This window comes from Telluribacter roseus, assembly GCF_017355915.2.
Taxonomy (GTDB): Bacteria; Bacteroidota; Bacteroidia; order Cytophagales; family Spirosomataceae; genus Telluribacter.
The window spans coordinates 101,672-115,078 of sequence record NZ_JAFEUV020000014.1 but is presented as its reverse complement, the minus strand read 5'-3'; the positions used below and the strand labels follow the sequence as shown (position 1 = coordinate 115,078).

Here is a 13,407-nt window from a genome sequence, read left to right as displayed (position 1 = left end):
GCCGGGTCGGCTTTATCCTTTCATGGGGGTAGGCGGTACGTGACCCATTACTCGCCGACCTGTCCCTCGAGGAGTCCCTTGTATTTCTTGGCATTTACCACTTCTGCCGAGATAGGGAATTCCTCAATGATACGTTTATAGGAAGCAATAGCGTCCTTAGGCTGCTTAGCTTTTTCCTGAGCAGTCGCTAGTTTCATCAAATAAATAGGAGTGAAGAACTGATTCGCTTCGTAATCAGATGCTCTTTTGTAGTAGTCAATCGCCTCAGCTGGCTGACCTTTTTCCATATAAGCATCTCCGATCAATGCTTTGGCACGAGCCTGTACCAACAGATCCGATGAATTGAAATCTTTCAGACGCTCAATAGCCTCATCGTACTTGCCTTGTTTCAACAGAGCAACACCGGCATAGAAGCTGGCCAGATTACCGGCATCGGTGCTACCGTAGCTATCCGCAATACTCAATAAACCTTCGTTTCCGCCGCTACCGTTCAGTGCCTGCTGCAATGAATCACTTTCAAAGTTATATATAACGCTGGAAAGAGCGCGTTGAGCTTCCTCTTCCTGACCGTCCATATAGAACCGGTACCCGGCAAACGCCACAAGCGCTACCAGAATAGCGCCACCAATACCCAACAACACTTTTTGGTTTGTGCGGAAGAAGCCTTCGGCCTTGTTAATTTGACCGGCCAGAGCTTCGGGGTTTTCGATTATCTCCAACCCGGGACCCGCAGTATTTTTCTTGCTCATACAAATGGTTGAAATTTGGAGTGCAAAGTTATGAAAACTTCTTTAACTCAAACAAGTTGCACTATAATTCTTTCCTCTTTAACGAAACAAAACCCTAAATATCTTGTTAGCGTTCCTTTATATTGAAAAGAGTATCAGATAAATTGAAAAAGCCCGCCGGAGCCGGAAGGCAACGACGGGCTTTTTTTATAGGATACAGGTACCTTAGTCCATGATGAACGGATAGTCCTGGTCAACATAAACATCTGTGTAGGCTTCCTTAGGATCGGGGTACTTAGACTCCTCGGCAAATTGTACCGACTCTGCTACGATCGCTTTGATACGGGCCTCGATAGCATCCAGATCTTCCTGAGTAGCAATGCCGTTTTCCAGAATGGTAGCTTTTACCTGCTCGATAGGGTCGCGCTGCTTGTACTCTTCTACCTCTTCTTTGGTACGGTACTTCTGTGGATCCGACATCGAGTGACCACGGTAGCGATACGTACGGAACTCAAGGTAGGTAGGTCCTTCACCCTTACGGGCACGATCAGCAGCACGTGATACAGCATCGTGAATGGCCTCTACGTTCATACCATCAACGGGCTCCGAAGGCATATCGTACGCCTCGCCCAGGGTATAGAGCTCAGTTACGTTAGAGGTACGGCTCACCGAGGTACCCATCGCGTATCCGTTGTTTTCTACGACAAAGATCACCGGAAGTTTCCAGGTCATAGCCATGTTGAAGGCTTCGTGGAAGGCACCCTGACGTACAGCACCGTCTCCGAAGAAACAGATACATACATTACCGGTTTTGTTGTACTTCTCGGCAAAGGCGATACCAGCTCCCAGTGGGATCTGAGCTCCTACGATACCGTGTCCACCCATGAAGTTGCGCTCTTTGTCAAAAATGTGCATCGAGCCACCTTTTCCTTTGGTGGTACCGGTTTCTTTTCCATACATCTCAGCCATGATAGCCTTGGGATCAGTACCCAGTGCCAGGGGCATACCGTGGTCGCGGTAAGCAGTTATATACTTATCATCAGGGGTAAGCGCCGAAGCTGTGCCTGATGAGCAGGCTTCCTGCCCGATGTACAGGTGACAGAAACCGCGGATCTTCTGCTGGCCATATAGCTGGCCGGCTTTTTCTTCAAAACGACGCTGCAGGAGCATATTCTCATACCAGAACATGTAACGTTCGGTAGGGTGCTGCAACTTGTTAGCTGATTCTTTCTTTTTCTCCTTAACGGTAGCCATGTATTGGTTCTCGTTTATAAAGACAGAACTTTGTCTGTCCGTTGTTGGTTTGAATAAAGTCCTGTTTTTCCGGAAGTATTTTACCGGGCAAATGTCAAAGACCTGCGAAATTAAGCATAAAGTCCCTAACAAAGAAGTTCATGTGGCTCGAAAAACTCCACCTTACCTATTTTAAAAGTTATGAAGAGGGGAGTTTTACATTTGGAGAGCGCGTAAACTGCCTCGTGGGGGAGAATGGAAGCGGAAAAACCAATCTTCTGGACGCCATATATTTTTTAGCTCTCACCAAAAGTGCCTTTCAAAGCCAGGATGCTCTGAATATCCACCATACCGCCGATTTCTTTGTACTGGATGGCATCTTCAGGAAGGCGAACAGAGGTACCCAGATCACCTGCAGCCTGCAGCGCGGCCAGCGTAAGGTGCTGATGGCCGACAAAAAATCCTATGACCGACTAAGCGATCATATTGGGCAGTACCCCGTGGTACTCATCGCGCCCGACGATACCGACCTGGTGCGTGGCATTAGTGAAGAGCGGCGGCGTTTCTTCGACGGAGTCCTGGCGCAGCTTCACCCGTCGTACCTCGACGACTACCTGCAGTACAACAAGCTGCTCACCCAGCGCAACAGTCTGCTCAAGCTTTTTGCCGAGCGCAACTACCTCGACGAGGATATGCTCGAGACATACAACGAGCCACTCATTGGGCTGGCGCAGCGTATCTACGAACATCGCCGTACTTTTATGGATAAGTACCTGCCCCTGTTCCGGAAGTACTACGCCTACCTGAGCAGCGAGCGGGAGCGCGTGGAGATTATCTACGAAAGCGAAGTAGCCGTAGAGGACTTTGGTGCAGAGTTTCGTCGGCACCGCTCGCGCGACCTGCACGCGCAGCGTACGCTTAAAGGCGTACATAAGGATGACTATGTATTCGAGATTGACGGAGTGGCTCTGAAGAAGTTCGGCTCGCAGGGGCAGCAAAAGTCATTTGTGATAGCGCTGAAGCTGGCGCAGTACGCACTCCTGGCCGATGAAAAGGAGACCAAACCCATGCTCCTGCTCGATGATATATTTGATAAGCTCGACGACCGCCGCATCCACAAACTGATCGAGCTCATTGATGATGGTTTTCTGGGACAGGTATTCATTACCGACGCTCGCCCTGAGCGCTCCCACCGTATTCTGGATCACGTTCAGGCGGATGTCCGCTTCTTTGAGATCGGGAAGTAGAGAAGAAATCTTCTGATTACAATTGCAGATGATTCGCCGCAGTACCTGTCGAAATGCTAAGAGAGCTGCGCCGAAGGTTTAGCTTTAATACGAGATGCAGCTCCGGAGGGGCGGTACTTTAGTAGGGCTAGTTATTCCCCCTGTTCTTCAAGCTCCGTAGGAGCGACACTCCCGGCTCCCCAAAAGCATAAACCTTTTTTCTACATACTCCTGATGCAACCTTAGAGCCCATTCCTCCATCTTTCGTACAGTTTCAGGCCTGATACCTCTCGATTAACATTTTTTAAGAACGTTCTACGAAAATATTCGTAGACACCTCTTGCAAGTACGAATATTTTCGTATATGTTTGTTACGAAGATCTTCGTAGGTAAAAAACTGATAAAGCCATGAGTCTAAAACCAACTGATTCGGAACTCGAGATTCTGCATTACCTGTGGAAAGAGGGACCAAGTACAGTACGGCAGGTACACGAATACCTGGCCGCTACCAAAGAGGCCGGCTATACAACCACCCTGAAGCTCATGCAGATCATGCACGAGAAGGGCCTCCTCCACCGCTCGGAGGAAGGACGCTCCCATATCTATACGGCAGGTGTCAGCGAGGAAGAAACCCAGCAGACACTCCTGGATCGCTTTGTTGAAACTACTTTCCGCGGCTCGGCGGCCCGGCTGGTCATGCAGGCCCTGGGCAACCACAAGGCATCGCAGGAGGAGCTGGATGAAATCAGGAAACTACTCAATGATATCGAAAACAATCGTTAGCCATGAAAGACTTACTAAGTATACTTCCGGAATCTCTTGTGAGTGCAGTGGGTTGGATGCTCCTGCACGCGCTCTGGCAGGGAGCTCTGCTGGCACTGGTAGCCGTTCTGGGCTTCTACCTGCTTCGTAACCGACCGGCGCAGGCACGCTACGGACTAGGTATTGGCCTGCTGATTGCTCAGGTAGTAGGCTCGCTCGCTACGCTGGCCTATTACCTCCAGGATGCGAAGGCTACCGCCACAGCGGCCGGCGCTACTGCCATCGCTACCACTGGGGCCGCTTCGGCGCTGTTGTGGCGGCCGGTGGAGCTATCGCTGGCCAGTCAGGTTCGCCTGTGGGTCAATACGCATCTTACCGAGCTGGTGGTGTGCTGGCTGATTGGCGCCGGACTATTGATGCTGCGCTTCATGGGTAGCTGGCTGTACGTCGAGTACCTGCGGAGCGGAGCCGTGCCGGTGGCTGATCGGGAGTGGCGCAACCGCTTTAGCATCCTGACGGCCCGGCTTAATATTACGCAGTCGATAGAGCTATGCGAGAGCACCCGTATCACTACTCCTATGGTGGTAGGAGCGCTGAGTCCGGTGGTGCTGGTACCAATAGGGCTGCTGACCGGATTTTCACCGGCACAGGTAGAGGCTATCTTGGCGCACGAGCTGGCGCATATCCGTCGGCACGACTACCTCGTCAATCTGCTGCAGTCGTTTGTAGAGGTGGTATTCTTCTTTCACCCGGCGCTGTGGTGGCTGTCAAACAAGGTACGTACCGAGCGTGAGCACTGCTGCGACGATATAGCCATTACCATTTCCGGTGATAGGATGTCGCTGGCCCATGCGCTGGTGCGGGTGGCGGAGTGGCAGTCGAGTCCGGCGCTGGCTGTACCATTTGCTTCCCAAAAGCCGGTACTTCTGCAGCGTGTACGCCGGGTACTGGGCCTGGCGCCTAAGCCAGTACGGATGTGGGCGGGCTTGCCGGTACTATTGGTAGTAGCCGGAGTACTGATAGGTGTGTCGGTATACGCCGTAGAGCGGAAGCAGGATAAAAAAGCAGTTAAAGCCACTACCGCCAAAGTCAAAGATATTCCGTACTTATCGGTAGCCTACGCGGATACCACCATAGAGGTAGAGGAGGAAGCAGAGGTTGATATGGAGGAAATGGAAGATATAGAGTTAGACATTGATATAGACACCGAGAATATCAACATGCCTGAAATGGCCTATGACTTCAAATTTGATTTCAACCACGACTGGCAATTTAAAATGAACGATACGCTGCGGGAGAAGCTGGAGGCATTCCACAAAAAAATGGAAGTAATGCAGCAGCAGATGGAGCCCCTGCACCGCCGCATGGAAGATCTGCACCTGACCATGGAGAAGCACCGCTTTGAGCAGGAACGTTACGACCGGGAGTGGGAAAAGATAGAGTGGAAGAAAGATAAGCTGATGGAGGCCCGCGAGAAATTAATCCAGAAGCGCTCGGTCTTACTACACCCAAATCAGAAAGCAGGAGCAGTTAAACTGAGCGAAGCCGAGGTAGAGAAGCAACTGGCCGAAATAGAGCAGCAGATAAAAGCCCAGGAGCAGGAAGTGACCCAGCTTAACGCCCAGATTGCTGAGGGAAGAAGACAGGCCGAAACCACTGGCGAACCTTTCCGGAAGACCCAGCAGGAGATAGAAGAGATTAGCCGTCAGCTGGAAACGCTAGGCCGCAAAATGGAACTGGAAGCGCGGGGAATGGAGAAATACTTGCCTACGCCCCCACCGCCGCCGCCAGCCCCCGATGCGCCCCACGCTCCTCGTCCGGCTAAGGCAGCTGTCAAGGCTGGTACTACACCGAAAGGCTCCGTGGCTCCGCCGGTGCCAGCTACTCCGGCCCGACCTGCGGCACCTCCGGTTCCGCCCACGCCTCCGGCCAAAAAGAAGTAATCAACTAAAAAGCCCTGACTGGATCATCCAGTCAGGGCTTTTTAGTTAACATGTATAGCTCGCTTATTCTACCTCAATCACTACATCATCACTCATAGGGTGGGTGACGCAGGTGAGGATGAAGCCCGCCTTCAGCTCAGCTTCTGACAGGGCATCTTCTTCGTCCAGGTGTACCTTGCCCGATACACAGCGGCCCATACAGGCAGTACACATACCTGCCTGGCAGGAGTAGGGCAGGTCAATGTCCAGATCCAGGGCCGCCTCCAGTACCGTCTGGTGGGGCTCTACCTTAAACTTGTACTCACTACCTTCATACAGTACTGTTATTTCGCGTGTTTTCATACTTCCGTCGTTTTCTTCCAGCGTTACCTCGCCGTGCGCCTTGGCGGTAGTGGCCGTCAGGAAGCTTTCTTTGTGTACCTTTTCCTTAGGAACGCCCAGCACATCCAGCGCCCGCTTGGCTTCCTCCATCATATCCTCGGGGCCGCAGAGGTAGTAGTCGGTACTAGTGGGATCCGTAGCGGGCCACTTCTCCATGAGTTTAAGAATATGCGATTTATTCAGGCGGCCCGTTTCGCCGGTCCAGGTTTCGTGTGGCTGCGTAAGCGTATGTACCACCTGAAACCGCTCTCCGTATTTAGTAACGAGGGCGTCTATTTTCTCTTTAAAAATAATGCTGTTCTCGGTGCGGTTGCCGTATAGCAGACGTACTGTACTCTCCGGCTCCACGATCAGTACCGACTTGGCGATGGATATAAGGGGCGTAACACCACTACCGGCTCCGATCAGTACCACCGTGCGTGCCTGGTCAGCGTCCAGTTCAGGCGTGAAGTTACCCATGGGCTCCATGACCTCTATTACATCACCTTCCTTTACCGAGTCGATCAGGTAGTTGGAGGCGAAGCCGTTAGGTACCCGCTTTACCGTAATCGCCAGCGACACATCGGTATAGGGAGAGCTGGACATGGAGTAGGAGCGACGTACCTTGGTACCTTCGTGCGGCAGGAGCAGGGTCAGGAACTGGCCGGGCTTATACTTCACCACTTCGTTGAGTGGATGCCAGAAGTGGATGGTAACGGCATCGGGTGTTTCGCGCTCCACTTCTTTTACTTTCAGATAGTAATATTTGCTCATTATATAGTTGACTTTTGTTCATGTGCAGGGCTCAGGAGGGAGCCACCACTCGTATTACTGCATGAGTACTCCACAGCGAGTACAAAATAACTCATGGTTTTTCGATTTATCCTATTTTTCCCTGTGCTACACTGTACAACTCATTGTAGCAGCATCAGGTTCAGCTCATATTTTGGAAAATAGGGCCGTCGATCTGCTGACATATAGTATAAGTACTGGCTCGGCTATAACGCAAAAGCCCCGCGGTGGCTACCGACGGGGCTTTTGTTAGTGAGTATATAAGATTACTTCAGCGTAGCAACGGCATCTTTGATGCGTTGTACGGCTTCGGTCAGTGCTTCATCCGCAGCAGCAGTTGAGATACGGATACAGTTAGGTGCTCCGAAGCCCGAACCGGCTACTGTTGATACATATACTGAATTGAGCAGCCACAGGGAGAAGTCGTCCGAATCTTTGATTTCGGTCTTACCATCTGACTTGCCAAAGTAGTAGCTTACATCAGGGAACGCGTAGAAAGCGCCCTGAGGTACATTCACCTTAAAGCCAGGTATCTCTTTCAGCAGACCAACCACCAGGTCACGACGACGGGCGTACGCCTTAGTCATTTCGCGGGTAGCATCCAGTGGTCCGTTGAAAGCAGCCACGGCGGCTTTCTGAGCGATGGAGTTGGTACCTGATGTTACCTGTCCCTGCAGTTTCTCGATACCGTCGGCGATCCACTTGGCAGCACCGATAAATCCGATACGCCAGCCGGTCATGGCGAAGCCTTTGGCTACCCCGTTTACAGTGATCACACGGTCTTTCAGAGCAGGGATAGAACCCATGCTGAAGTGGCCTTCTTCGGTGAAGTTGATGTATTCGTAGATCTCATCGGCTACCACGAAGATATTGTCGTGCTTCTCAAGTACCGCCGCGATAGAGCGAAGCTCAGCCTCCGAGTACACCGACCCCGTAGGGTTGTTAGGTGACGCATACATCACCACCTTGGTACGAGGCGTAATGGCCGCTTCGAGCTGCTCAGCCGTTACTTTAAAATCATTTTCGAACGCTCCTTCCAATACCACTGACTTTCCTTCGGCCAGTTTAACCATTTCGGAGTAGCTTACCCAGTACGGAGCGAAGATGATCACCTCGTCACCCGGGTTTACAAGTACCTGAATCGCGTTGGCCAGGGAGTGCTTGGCACCCGTTGATACCACGATATTCTCAGGTTTCCAGTCAATGTTGTTGTCGCGTTTCAATTTATCAGCAATCGCCTTGCGGAGATCAGGGTACCCTGCTACGGGCGAATAGCCGTGGAATCCATCGTCAATGGCTTTCTTGGCGGCTTCGCAAATGTGGGCGGGAGTCTTGAAGTCAGGCTCTCCCACACTCAGACTAATTACTTTGTGGCCTTCGGCAGCCAACTCACGGGCCTTTTTGGTCATCGCCAGCGTCGAAGATTCTTCGAGGGCGTTGATGCGGTCGGCCAGCAACCGCGCTTGCTCTGCTACTGCGGACATTGCATTAAAAAATTAAAGTAATTGAAACGGTTTCAACAAATTGCCCGCAAAGTTAGGAGTTTTTTATTGGAGTACTGTCTATAACAAAAAGAAGTTTTTTCTGTAAAATGGCAAAGTGCCTATTCAGCCTCGCCGAAGGGTTGATTGACGCACAATTAGTTCGCCTTTTACCTGATGCGTAGTAGGTACGAAGCTTTCCGGAGCCATGATCTGGTTGAGAAACAGCAGTGCCGCCTGGCGCCCGATCTGGAACGGATGCTGATGGATGGTGGTAAGGCCGGGCTCTATCACAGCCGCCAGCCTATCTTCCCCAAAGCCGGCTATGGCTATCTCCTCCGGTATGCGTATGCCCCGCTGTTTCAGGTCCAGCATCATATCTATCGCATTGCCGTAGTGGACGCAGAAAATGCCATCGGGTGGGGCAGGGCTTTGCAACCATTCCCGCAGAGTATGGAGTGCTTCGTCCGGTTTGAAATGACTATGGACCACCCGTACCCCATCCGCTGCTATGCCCTGATCGGCCAGGGTACTCAGGAAGCCCTCCACCCGCCTCCTGCTGATCAGCAGCTCCGGGGGGCCAGCAAAGATGGCCAGCTGTCGGCAGCCCTGCCGAAGCAGGTGCTCGGCGATGGCCGCGCCCCCGCCGTAGTCGTCCTGCACTACCTTGGAAGTATCAATGTCTTCGCAGATCCGATCAAAGTGCACAATGGGCAGCCCCTTGCGGTGCGGCAACCGGATGTGGTCAAAGGAGGTAGTTTCGGTGGAGTGGCAGATCAGCAGTCCGTCGACCCGGCTGGCTACCAGCGCCTGTACATTGGCTACCTCCATCTGGTGCGATTCGTTGGACTGGCACACCATCACCCGGTAACCCGACGCCGACGCCACCTGCTGAATGCCGCTGACCACCGATGCAAAGAAGGGCCTTTCGATGTCGGGAATAATCACTCCGATGGTATGGGTTTCGCTGTTGCTGAGGCTCTGGGCCAGCAGGTTGGGCTGGTAGTCCAGTTCCTGCGCCACCCGTAAGATCTCCGCTCTGGTTCGCTCGTTGATGCCGTAGCGGTTGAGCAGGGCCCGTGATACCGTGGAAGGAGATATACCCAGATGCTGGGCAATGTCCATAATGGTAGCCTGTCGTCTGGCGGGTTTGGCGGGAGCCGGATCGGCCACCACAAAATGGTAGCTGCAGTGCCGGCAGTGGAACCGCTGCTTTCCCCGCACAAAGCCCGCCCGCTTGATGGCATCTACCTGGCCGCACTTAACACATTCTATCATGTACCAGATCGTTGAATTGTATTTTTCAGGTAGTACTCTACGTCAGTACTTATGGAGATATTTACCCCACGGCTTTTTCCTTCTGGCTTACCGCCACCGACTGTCTCAAATATAGTTAAAGTTAGGTAGCTATCGGTATCGTTTTCGAAAACGATACCGATAGCTATTGTGCTATTTTGGGTTTAAAATGTTTTATTCTTATAGTTGTAAATAGGAGAATCCATATAGCTTCGAATAGAGGTACCGGAGCTTTGGCTTGGTCAATTGGTAGTTAAGAAGGTCCTAAATTGTAATTAGTAAAGATGCCTTTCATACAAACTATGCGCTGGTTCGGGCCGAAGGACCCCGTTTCGCTTCACGATATTAGGCAGGCAGGCTGTGAAGGAGTAGTATCGGCCCTGCACCAACTACCCGTCGGAGAGGTATGGTCAGTGGAGGCTATACGGGAGCGGCAGCAACTGATCGAACAGGCTCCGGAGGCAGTAACGCCGCTGCGGTGGCTGGTGGTGGAAAGCCTTCCCGTCCACGAGGATATCAAGAAGGGCCTGCCTTCGCGCGAGCAGTACATTGAAAACTATAAGCAGTCGCTGCGGAACCTGGCGGCCTGCGGCATACAGGTCGTGTGCTACAACTTCATGCCGGTACTGGACTGGTCACGGACGGATGTAGTATACCAGCTACCCAACGGTGCCCGTACGCTTCGCTTTGAATGGGAGAAGTTTGTGGCCTTTGACCTCCACATCCTGAAGCGCCCCGGTGCGGAGCAGGACTACGATGCTGATACCATCGGGCGGGCCAGGCGGCGGTTTGAGTCGATGGGGGAGGAAGAACTCCGGACGCTGACCGCGACGGTACTGCTGGGGTTGCCGGGTTCGGAAGAGGCCTTCGAGCTGGCTACCTTTCAGTCCCTGCTGGATACTTATAAAGATATAGACGCCGACGCCCTCCGCGCCAACCTGCACTACTTTGTGCAGCAGGTAGCACCCGTGGCGGAGGAGCTGGGCGTACGGCTGTGCATCCACCCCGACGATCCGCCGCGTCCGCTGCTGGGGCTGCCCCGCGTGGTAAGTACCGAAGCCGATCTGCAGGCGCTGATGAATGCCTGCCCCGTCCGGGCCAATGGCATTACCTTCTGCACCGGCTCGCTGGGTGTCCGGGCCGACAACGACCTCCCGGGTATGGTACAGCGCCTGGGCAACCGGATCCACTTCGTGCATCTGCGCTCCACAAAGCGCGATGCTGATGAGCCCCGTAATTTTCACGAAGCCGACCACCTGACCGGCGATGTAGATATGTATAGCGTTATGAAAGAATTGACTCTCGAACAGCAGCGACGGCAGCAGGCCGGCCGCCCCGACAGCGCACTACCCATGCGCCCCGACCACGGTCACCAGATGCTGGACGACCTCCACAAAACCACCTACCCCGGCTACTCGGCCATTGGCCGCCTCAAGGGGCTGGCCGAATTACGCGGTATGGAGCTGGCCATCCGGCGCTCGCTGGCGCTGGTATTCCTTTTGGTAGGTATGCTGGTAGCCCCAAGTACCCAAGCCGACGACGGCTACCGCCTCTGGCTCAAATACGACCGGATACAGGATGCGGCCCTGCAGCGGGCCTACGCCACTGCCTTTACCTCCATCGTCAATACCGAAAACTCCCCCATGCGGCAGGTAGCCGTGGAGGAGCTGCAGACGGGTTTGCAGGGGTTAGTAGGTACCAAAGTCAGTGTGCAAAAGCAGACTTCGGGTAAAGGTGATATTGTATTTCAATTGGATGAGCAGGAACAAGTAGGGCCGGAAGGGTACCACATTTACCGCAAAGGCAACCAAACTATCATAGCAGCTAAGTCCGAAAAAGGCCTGCTGTACGGGAGCTTCGGGCTGTTGCGTCACCTGCAGACCCTGCGCCCGCTGTCGGAGCTGAATATTACTACCAGTCCCAAGGTACAGTACCGCGTGCTCAATCACTGGGACAACCCTAACGGTACTGTGGAGCGGGGCTACGCAGGCTCGTCCATCTGGAAGTGGTACGACCTGCCGCAGGTCATTGACCCGCGCTACAAGGAGTACGCCCGCGCCAACGCTTCCATCGGCATTAACGCCACGGTAGTCAATAACGTCAACGCCAGCGCCCGCTTCATGACGGCCGAGTACCTGCACAAGGTGAAGGCTCTGGCGGATGTATTTCGTCCCTACGGCATTCGGGTGTACCTGTCGGTGCGCTTTACGGCGCCGCGCAACGTGGGTGGTCTGCCCACCGCCGACCCGCTGGACCCGGCCGTACAGCAGTGGTGGAACGAGAAGGTGAAGGAGATTTATTCCATCATTCCGGACTTTGGTGGGTTTGTGGTGAAAGCCAATTCAGAAGGCGAGCCCGGTCCGCAGGACTACAACCGAACCCACGTCGACGGGGCCAATATGCTGGCTAAGGCGCTGGCGCCCTACGATGGCATTGTGATGTGGCGGGCCTTTGTCTACAAAGCCGACCCCAACGGCGACCGCTACAAGGCAGGTTACGAGGAGTTCAAGCCCTTCGACGGACAGTTTGACCCGAAGGTACTGGTACAGGTCAAGAATGGTCCCATTGACTTCCAGCCCCGCGAGCCCTTTCACCCGCTGTTCGGCCAGATGCCCCAAACGCCCCTGATGATGGAGTTTCAGCTTACGCAGGAGTACCTGGGCTTTGCTACGCACCTGGTGTACGAGGCGCCACTCTTTAAAGAAACCCTCGACAGCGACACCTACATCAAAGGTCTTGGCTCTACGGTAGCCGAGGTAGTGGATGGAAGCCTTCATGGCTACAACCATACCGGCATGGCTGGTGTATCCAATGTCGGCTCCGACCGCAACTGGACCGGTCACCCCGTGGGGCAGGCCAACTGGTACGCCTACGGGCGGCTGGCGTGGGACCATACTTTGTCGTCAGAGCAGATCGCCGAGGAGTGGATCAAGATGACGCTCACCCGCCAGCCGCAGGTGGTGGCTACCATTAAAAATATCTTGATGGAATCGCGGGAGGCGGCGGTTAACTACATGACGCCCCTGGGGCTGCACCACATCATGGGCGAAAGTATCCACTACGGGCCGCAGCCCTGGCTGGAGAAGAGCCAACGTCCCGACTGGACTTCCCTCTACTACCACCGCGCCGATGCGCAGGGTATTGGCTTCGACCGTACCAAAACCGGCTCCAACGCCCTTTCGCAGTACACGCCGGAGTTGCAGCAGCAGTGGGGAGTATTGGAAACCACGCCGGACAAGTACCTGCTCTGGTTTCACCATGTACCCTGGTCGCACAAGATGGCTAATGGGCGTAGCTTGTGGGAAGAACTTTGCTACCGCTACTACGGTGGCGTAAAGTCGGTGGAGCAGATGATCCGGCAGTGGGACAGCGTGAAGGACTCCGTAGATCCCGAACTATACGCTGATGTGGCGGGCCGCCTGCAGATCCAGAAGCGGGAAGCCGAGTGGTGGCGCGACGCCTGCGTGCTGTACTTCCAGACGTACTCCAAGCGCCCTATCCCCGCTGACCTGCCCAAGCCTACCCGCACGCTGGACGAAATCAAGAAGCTGGTGCGCATTTATCAATTACGTTAATTACCAGAAAA

General features: G+C 53.7%; 9 protein-coding genes. 4 read left to right on the top strand and 5 right to left on the bottom strand.

Features of this window, described 5'->3' with window-relative positions:
* Window positions 1–47 precede the first annotated feature (47 nt).
* Entirely contained in the window at window positions 48–749 is a 702-nt protein-coding gene (locus JTN23_RS21195) for a tetratricopeptide repeat protein (RefSeq protein WP_247237063.1), read from the bottom strand.
* Window positions 750–953: 204 nt separating this feature from the next.
* Window positions 954–1,982, bottom strand: a complete 1,029-nt coding sequence (gene pdhA / locus JTN23_RS21190; protein WP_247237062.1) for a pyruvate dehydrogenase (acetyl-transferring) E1 component subunit alpha — start codon at window positions 1,980–1,982, stop codon at window positions 954–956.
* Between the two features lie 140 nt (window positions 1,983–2,122).
* On the opposite strand from pdhA, the gene recF reads away from it, so the two are divergent.
* The 3 genes from recF to JTN23_RS21175 all read left to right on the top strand — a co-directional run bounded on the left by recF (window position 2,123) and on the right by JTN23_RS21175 (window position 5,892).
* Window positions 2,123–3,208 (top strand): DNA replication/repair protein RecF, encoded by a 1,086-nt coding sequence (gene recF, locus JTN23_RS21185; RefSeq protein ID WP_247237061.1) that lies wholly within the window; start codon window positions 2,123–2,125, stop codon window positions 3,206–3,208.
* 387 nt (window positions 3,209–3,595) lie between these two features.
* Window positions 3,596–3,970, top strand: coding sequence for a BlaI/MecI/CopY family transcriptional regulator (locus JTN23_RS21180; protein WP_247237060.1), 375 nt, complete (start codon window positions 3,596–3,598; stop codon window positions 3,968–3,970).
* A gap of 2 nt (window positions 3,971–3,972) precedes the next feature.
* Window positions 3,973–5,892, top strand: coding sequence for a M56 family metallopeptidase (locus JTN23_RS21175; RefSeq protein ID WP_247237059.1), 1,920 nt, complete (start codon window positions 3,973–3,975; stop codon window positions 5,890–5,892).
* 63 nt (window positions 5,893–5,955) lie between these two features.
* Here the strand turns inward: JTN23_RS21175 and JTN23_RS21170 are convergent, their stop codons facing one another.
* The 3 genes from JTN23_RS21170 to JTN23_RS21160 form a co-directional block, all read right to left on the bottom strand.
* On the bottom strand, window positions 5,956–7,026 hold the full coding sequence (locus JTN23_RS21170) for a ferredoxin--NADP reductase (protein ID WP_247237058.1): 1,071 nt from the start codon (window positions 7,024–7,026) through the stop codon (window positions 5,956–5,958).
* 284 nt (window positions 7,027–7,310) lie between these two features.
* Complete coding sequence (locus JTN23_RS21165) at window positions 7,311–8,528, bottom strand: pyridoxal phosphate-dependent aminotransferase (protein WP_247237057.1); 1,218 nt, start codon at window positions 8,526–8,528, stop codon at window positions 7,311–7,313.
* Between the two features lie 123 nt (window positions 8,529–8,651).
* A complete protein-coding gene (locus tag JTN23_RS21160) occupies window positions 8,652–9,803 on the bottom strand; it encodes a LacI family DNA-binding transcriptional regulator (RefSeq protein ID WP_247237056.1) in 1,152 nt (383 codons plus the stop codon).
* 320 nt (window positions 9,804–10,123) lie between these two features.
* Between JTN23_RS21160 and uxuA the strand changes: the two genes are divergently transcribed.
* Entirely contained in the window at window positions 10,124–13,396 is a 3,273-nt protein-coding gene (gene uxuA / locus JTN23_RS25865) for a mannonate dehydratase (RefSeq protein WP_262918602.1), read from the top strand.
* Window positions 13,397–13,407: the final 11 nt, after the last annotated feature.

Bases quoted from the DNA above. Each gene is read 5' to 3' on its own strand.
- JTN23_RS21175 (WP_247237059.1), top strand. From the start codon at position 3,973: ATGAAAGACTTACTAAGTATACTTCCGGAATCTCTTGTGAGTGCAGTG.
- JTN23_RS21160 (WP_247237056.1), bottom strand. From the start codon at position 9,803: ATGATAGAATGTGTTAAGTGCGGCCAGGTAGATGCCATCAAGCGGGCG.
- uxuA (WP_262918602.1), top strand. From the start codon at position 10,124: ATGCGCTGGTTCGGGCCGAAGGACCCCGTTTCGCTTCACGATATTAGG.
- JTN23_RS21165 (WP_247237057.1), bottom strand. From the start codon at position 8,528: ATGTCCGCAGTAGCAGAGCAAGCGCGGTTGCTGGCCGACCGCATCAAC.
- recF (WP_247237061.1), top strand. From the start codon at position 2,123: ATGTGGCTCGAAAAACTCCACCTTACCTATTTTAAAAGTTATGAAGAG.
- pdhA (WP_247237062.1), bottom strand. From the start codon at position 1,982: ATGGCTACCGTTAAGGAGAAAAAGAAAGAATCAGCTAACAAGTTGCAG.
- JTN23_RS21195 (WP_247237063.1), bottom strand. From the start codon at position 749: ATGAGCAAGAAAAATACTGCGGGTCCCGGGTTGGAGATAATCGAAAAC.
- JTN23_RS21170 (WP_247237058.1), bottom strand. From the start codon at position 7,026: ATGAGCAAATATTACTATCTGAAAGTAAAAGAAGTGGAGCGCGAAACA.
- JTN23_RS21180 (WP_247237060.1), top strand. From the start codon at position 3,596: ATGAGTCTAAAACCAACTGATTCGGAACTCGAGATTCTGCATTACCTG.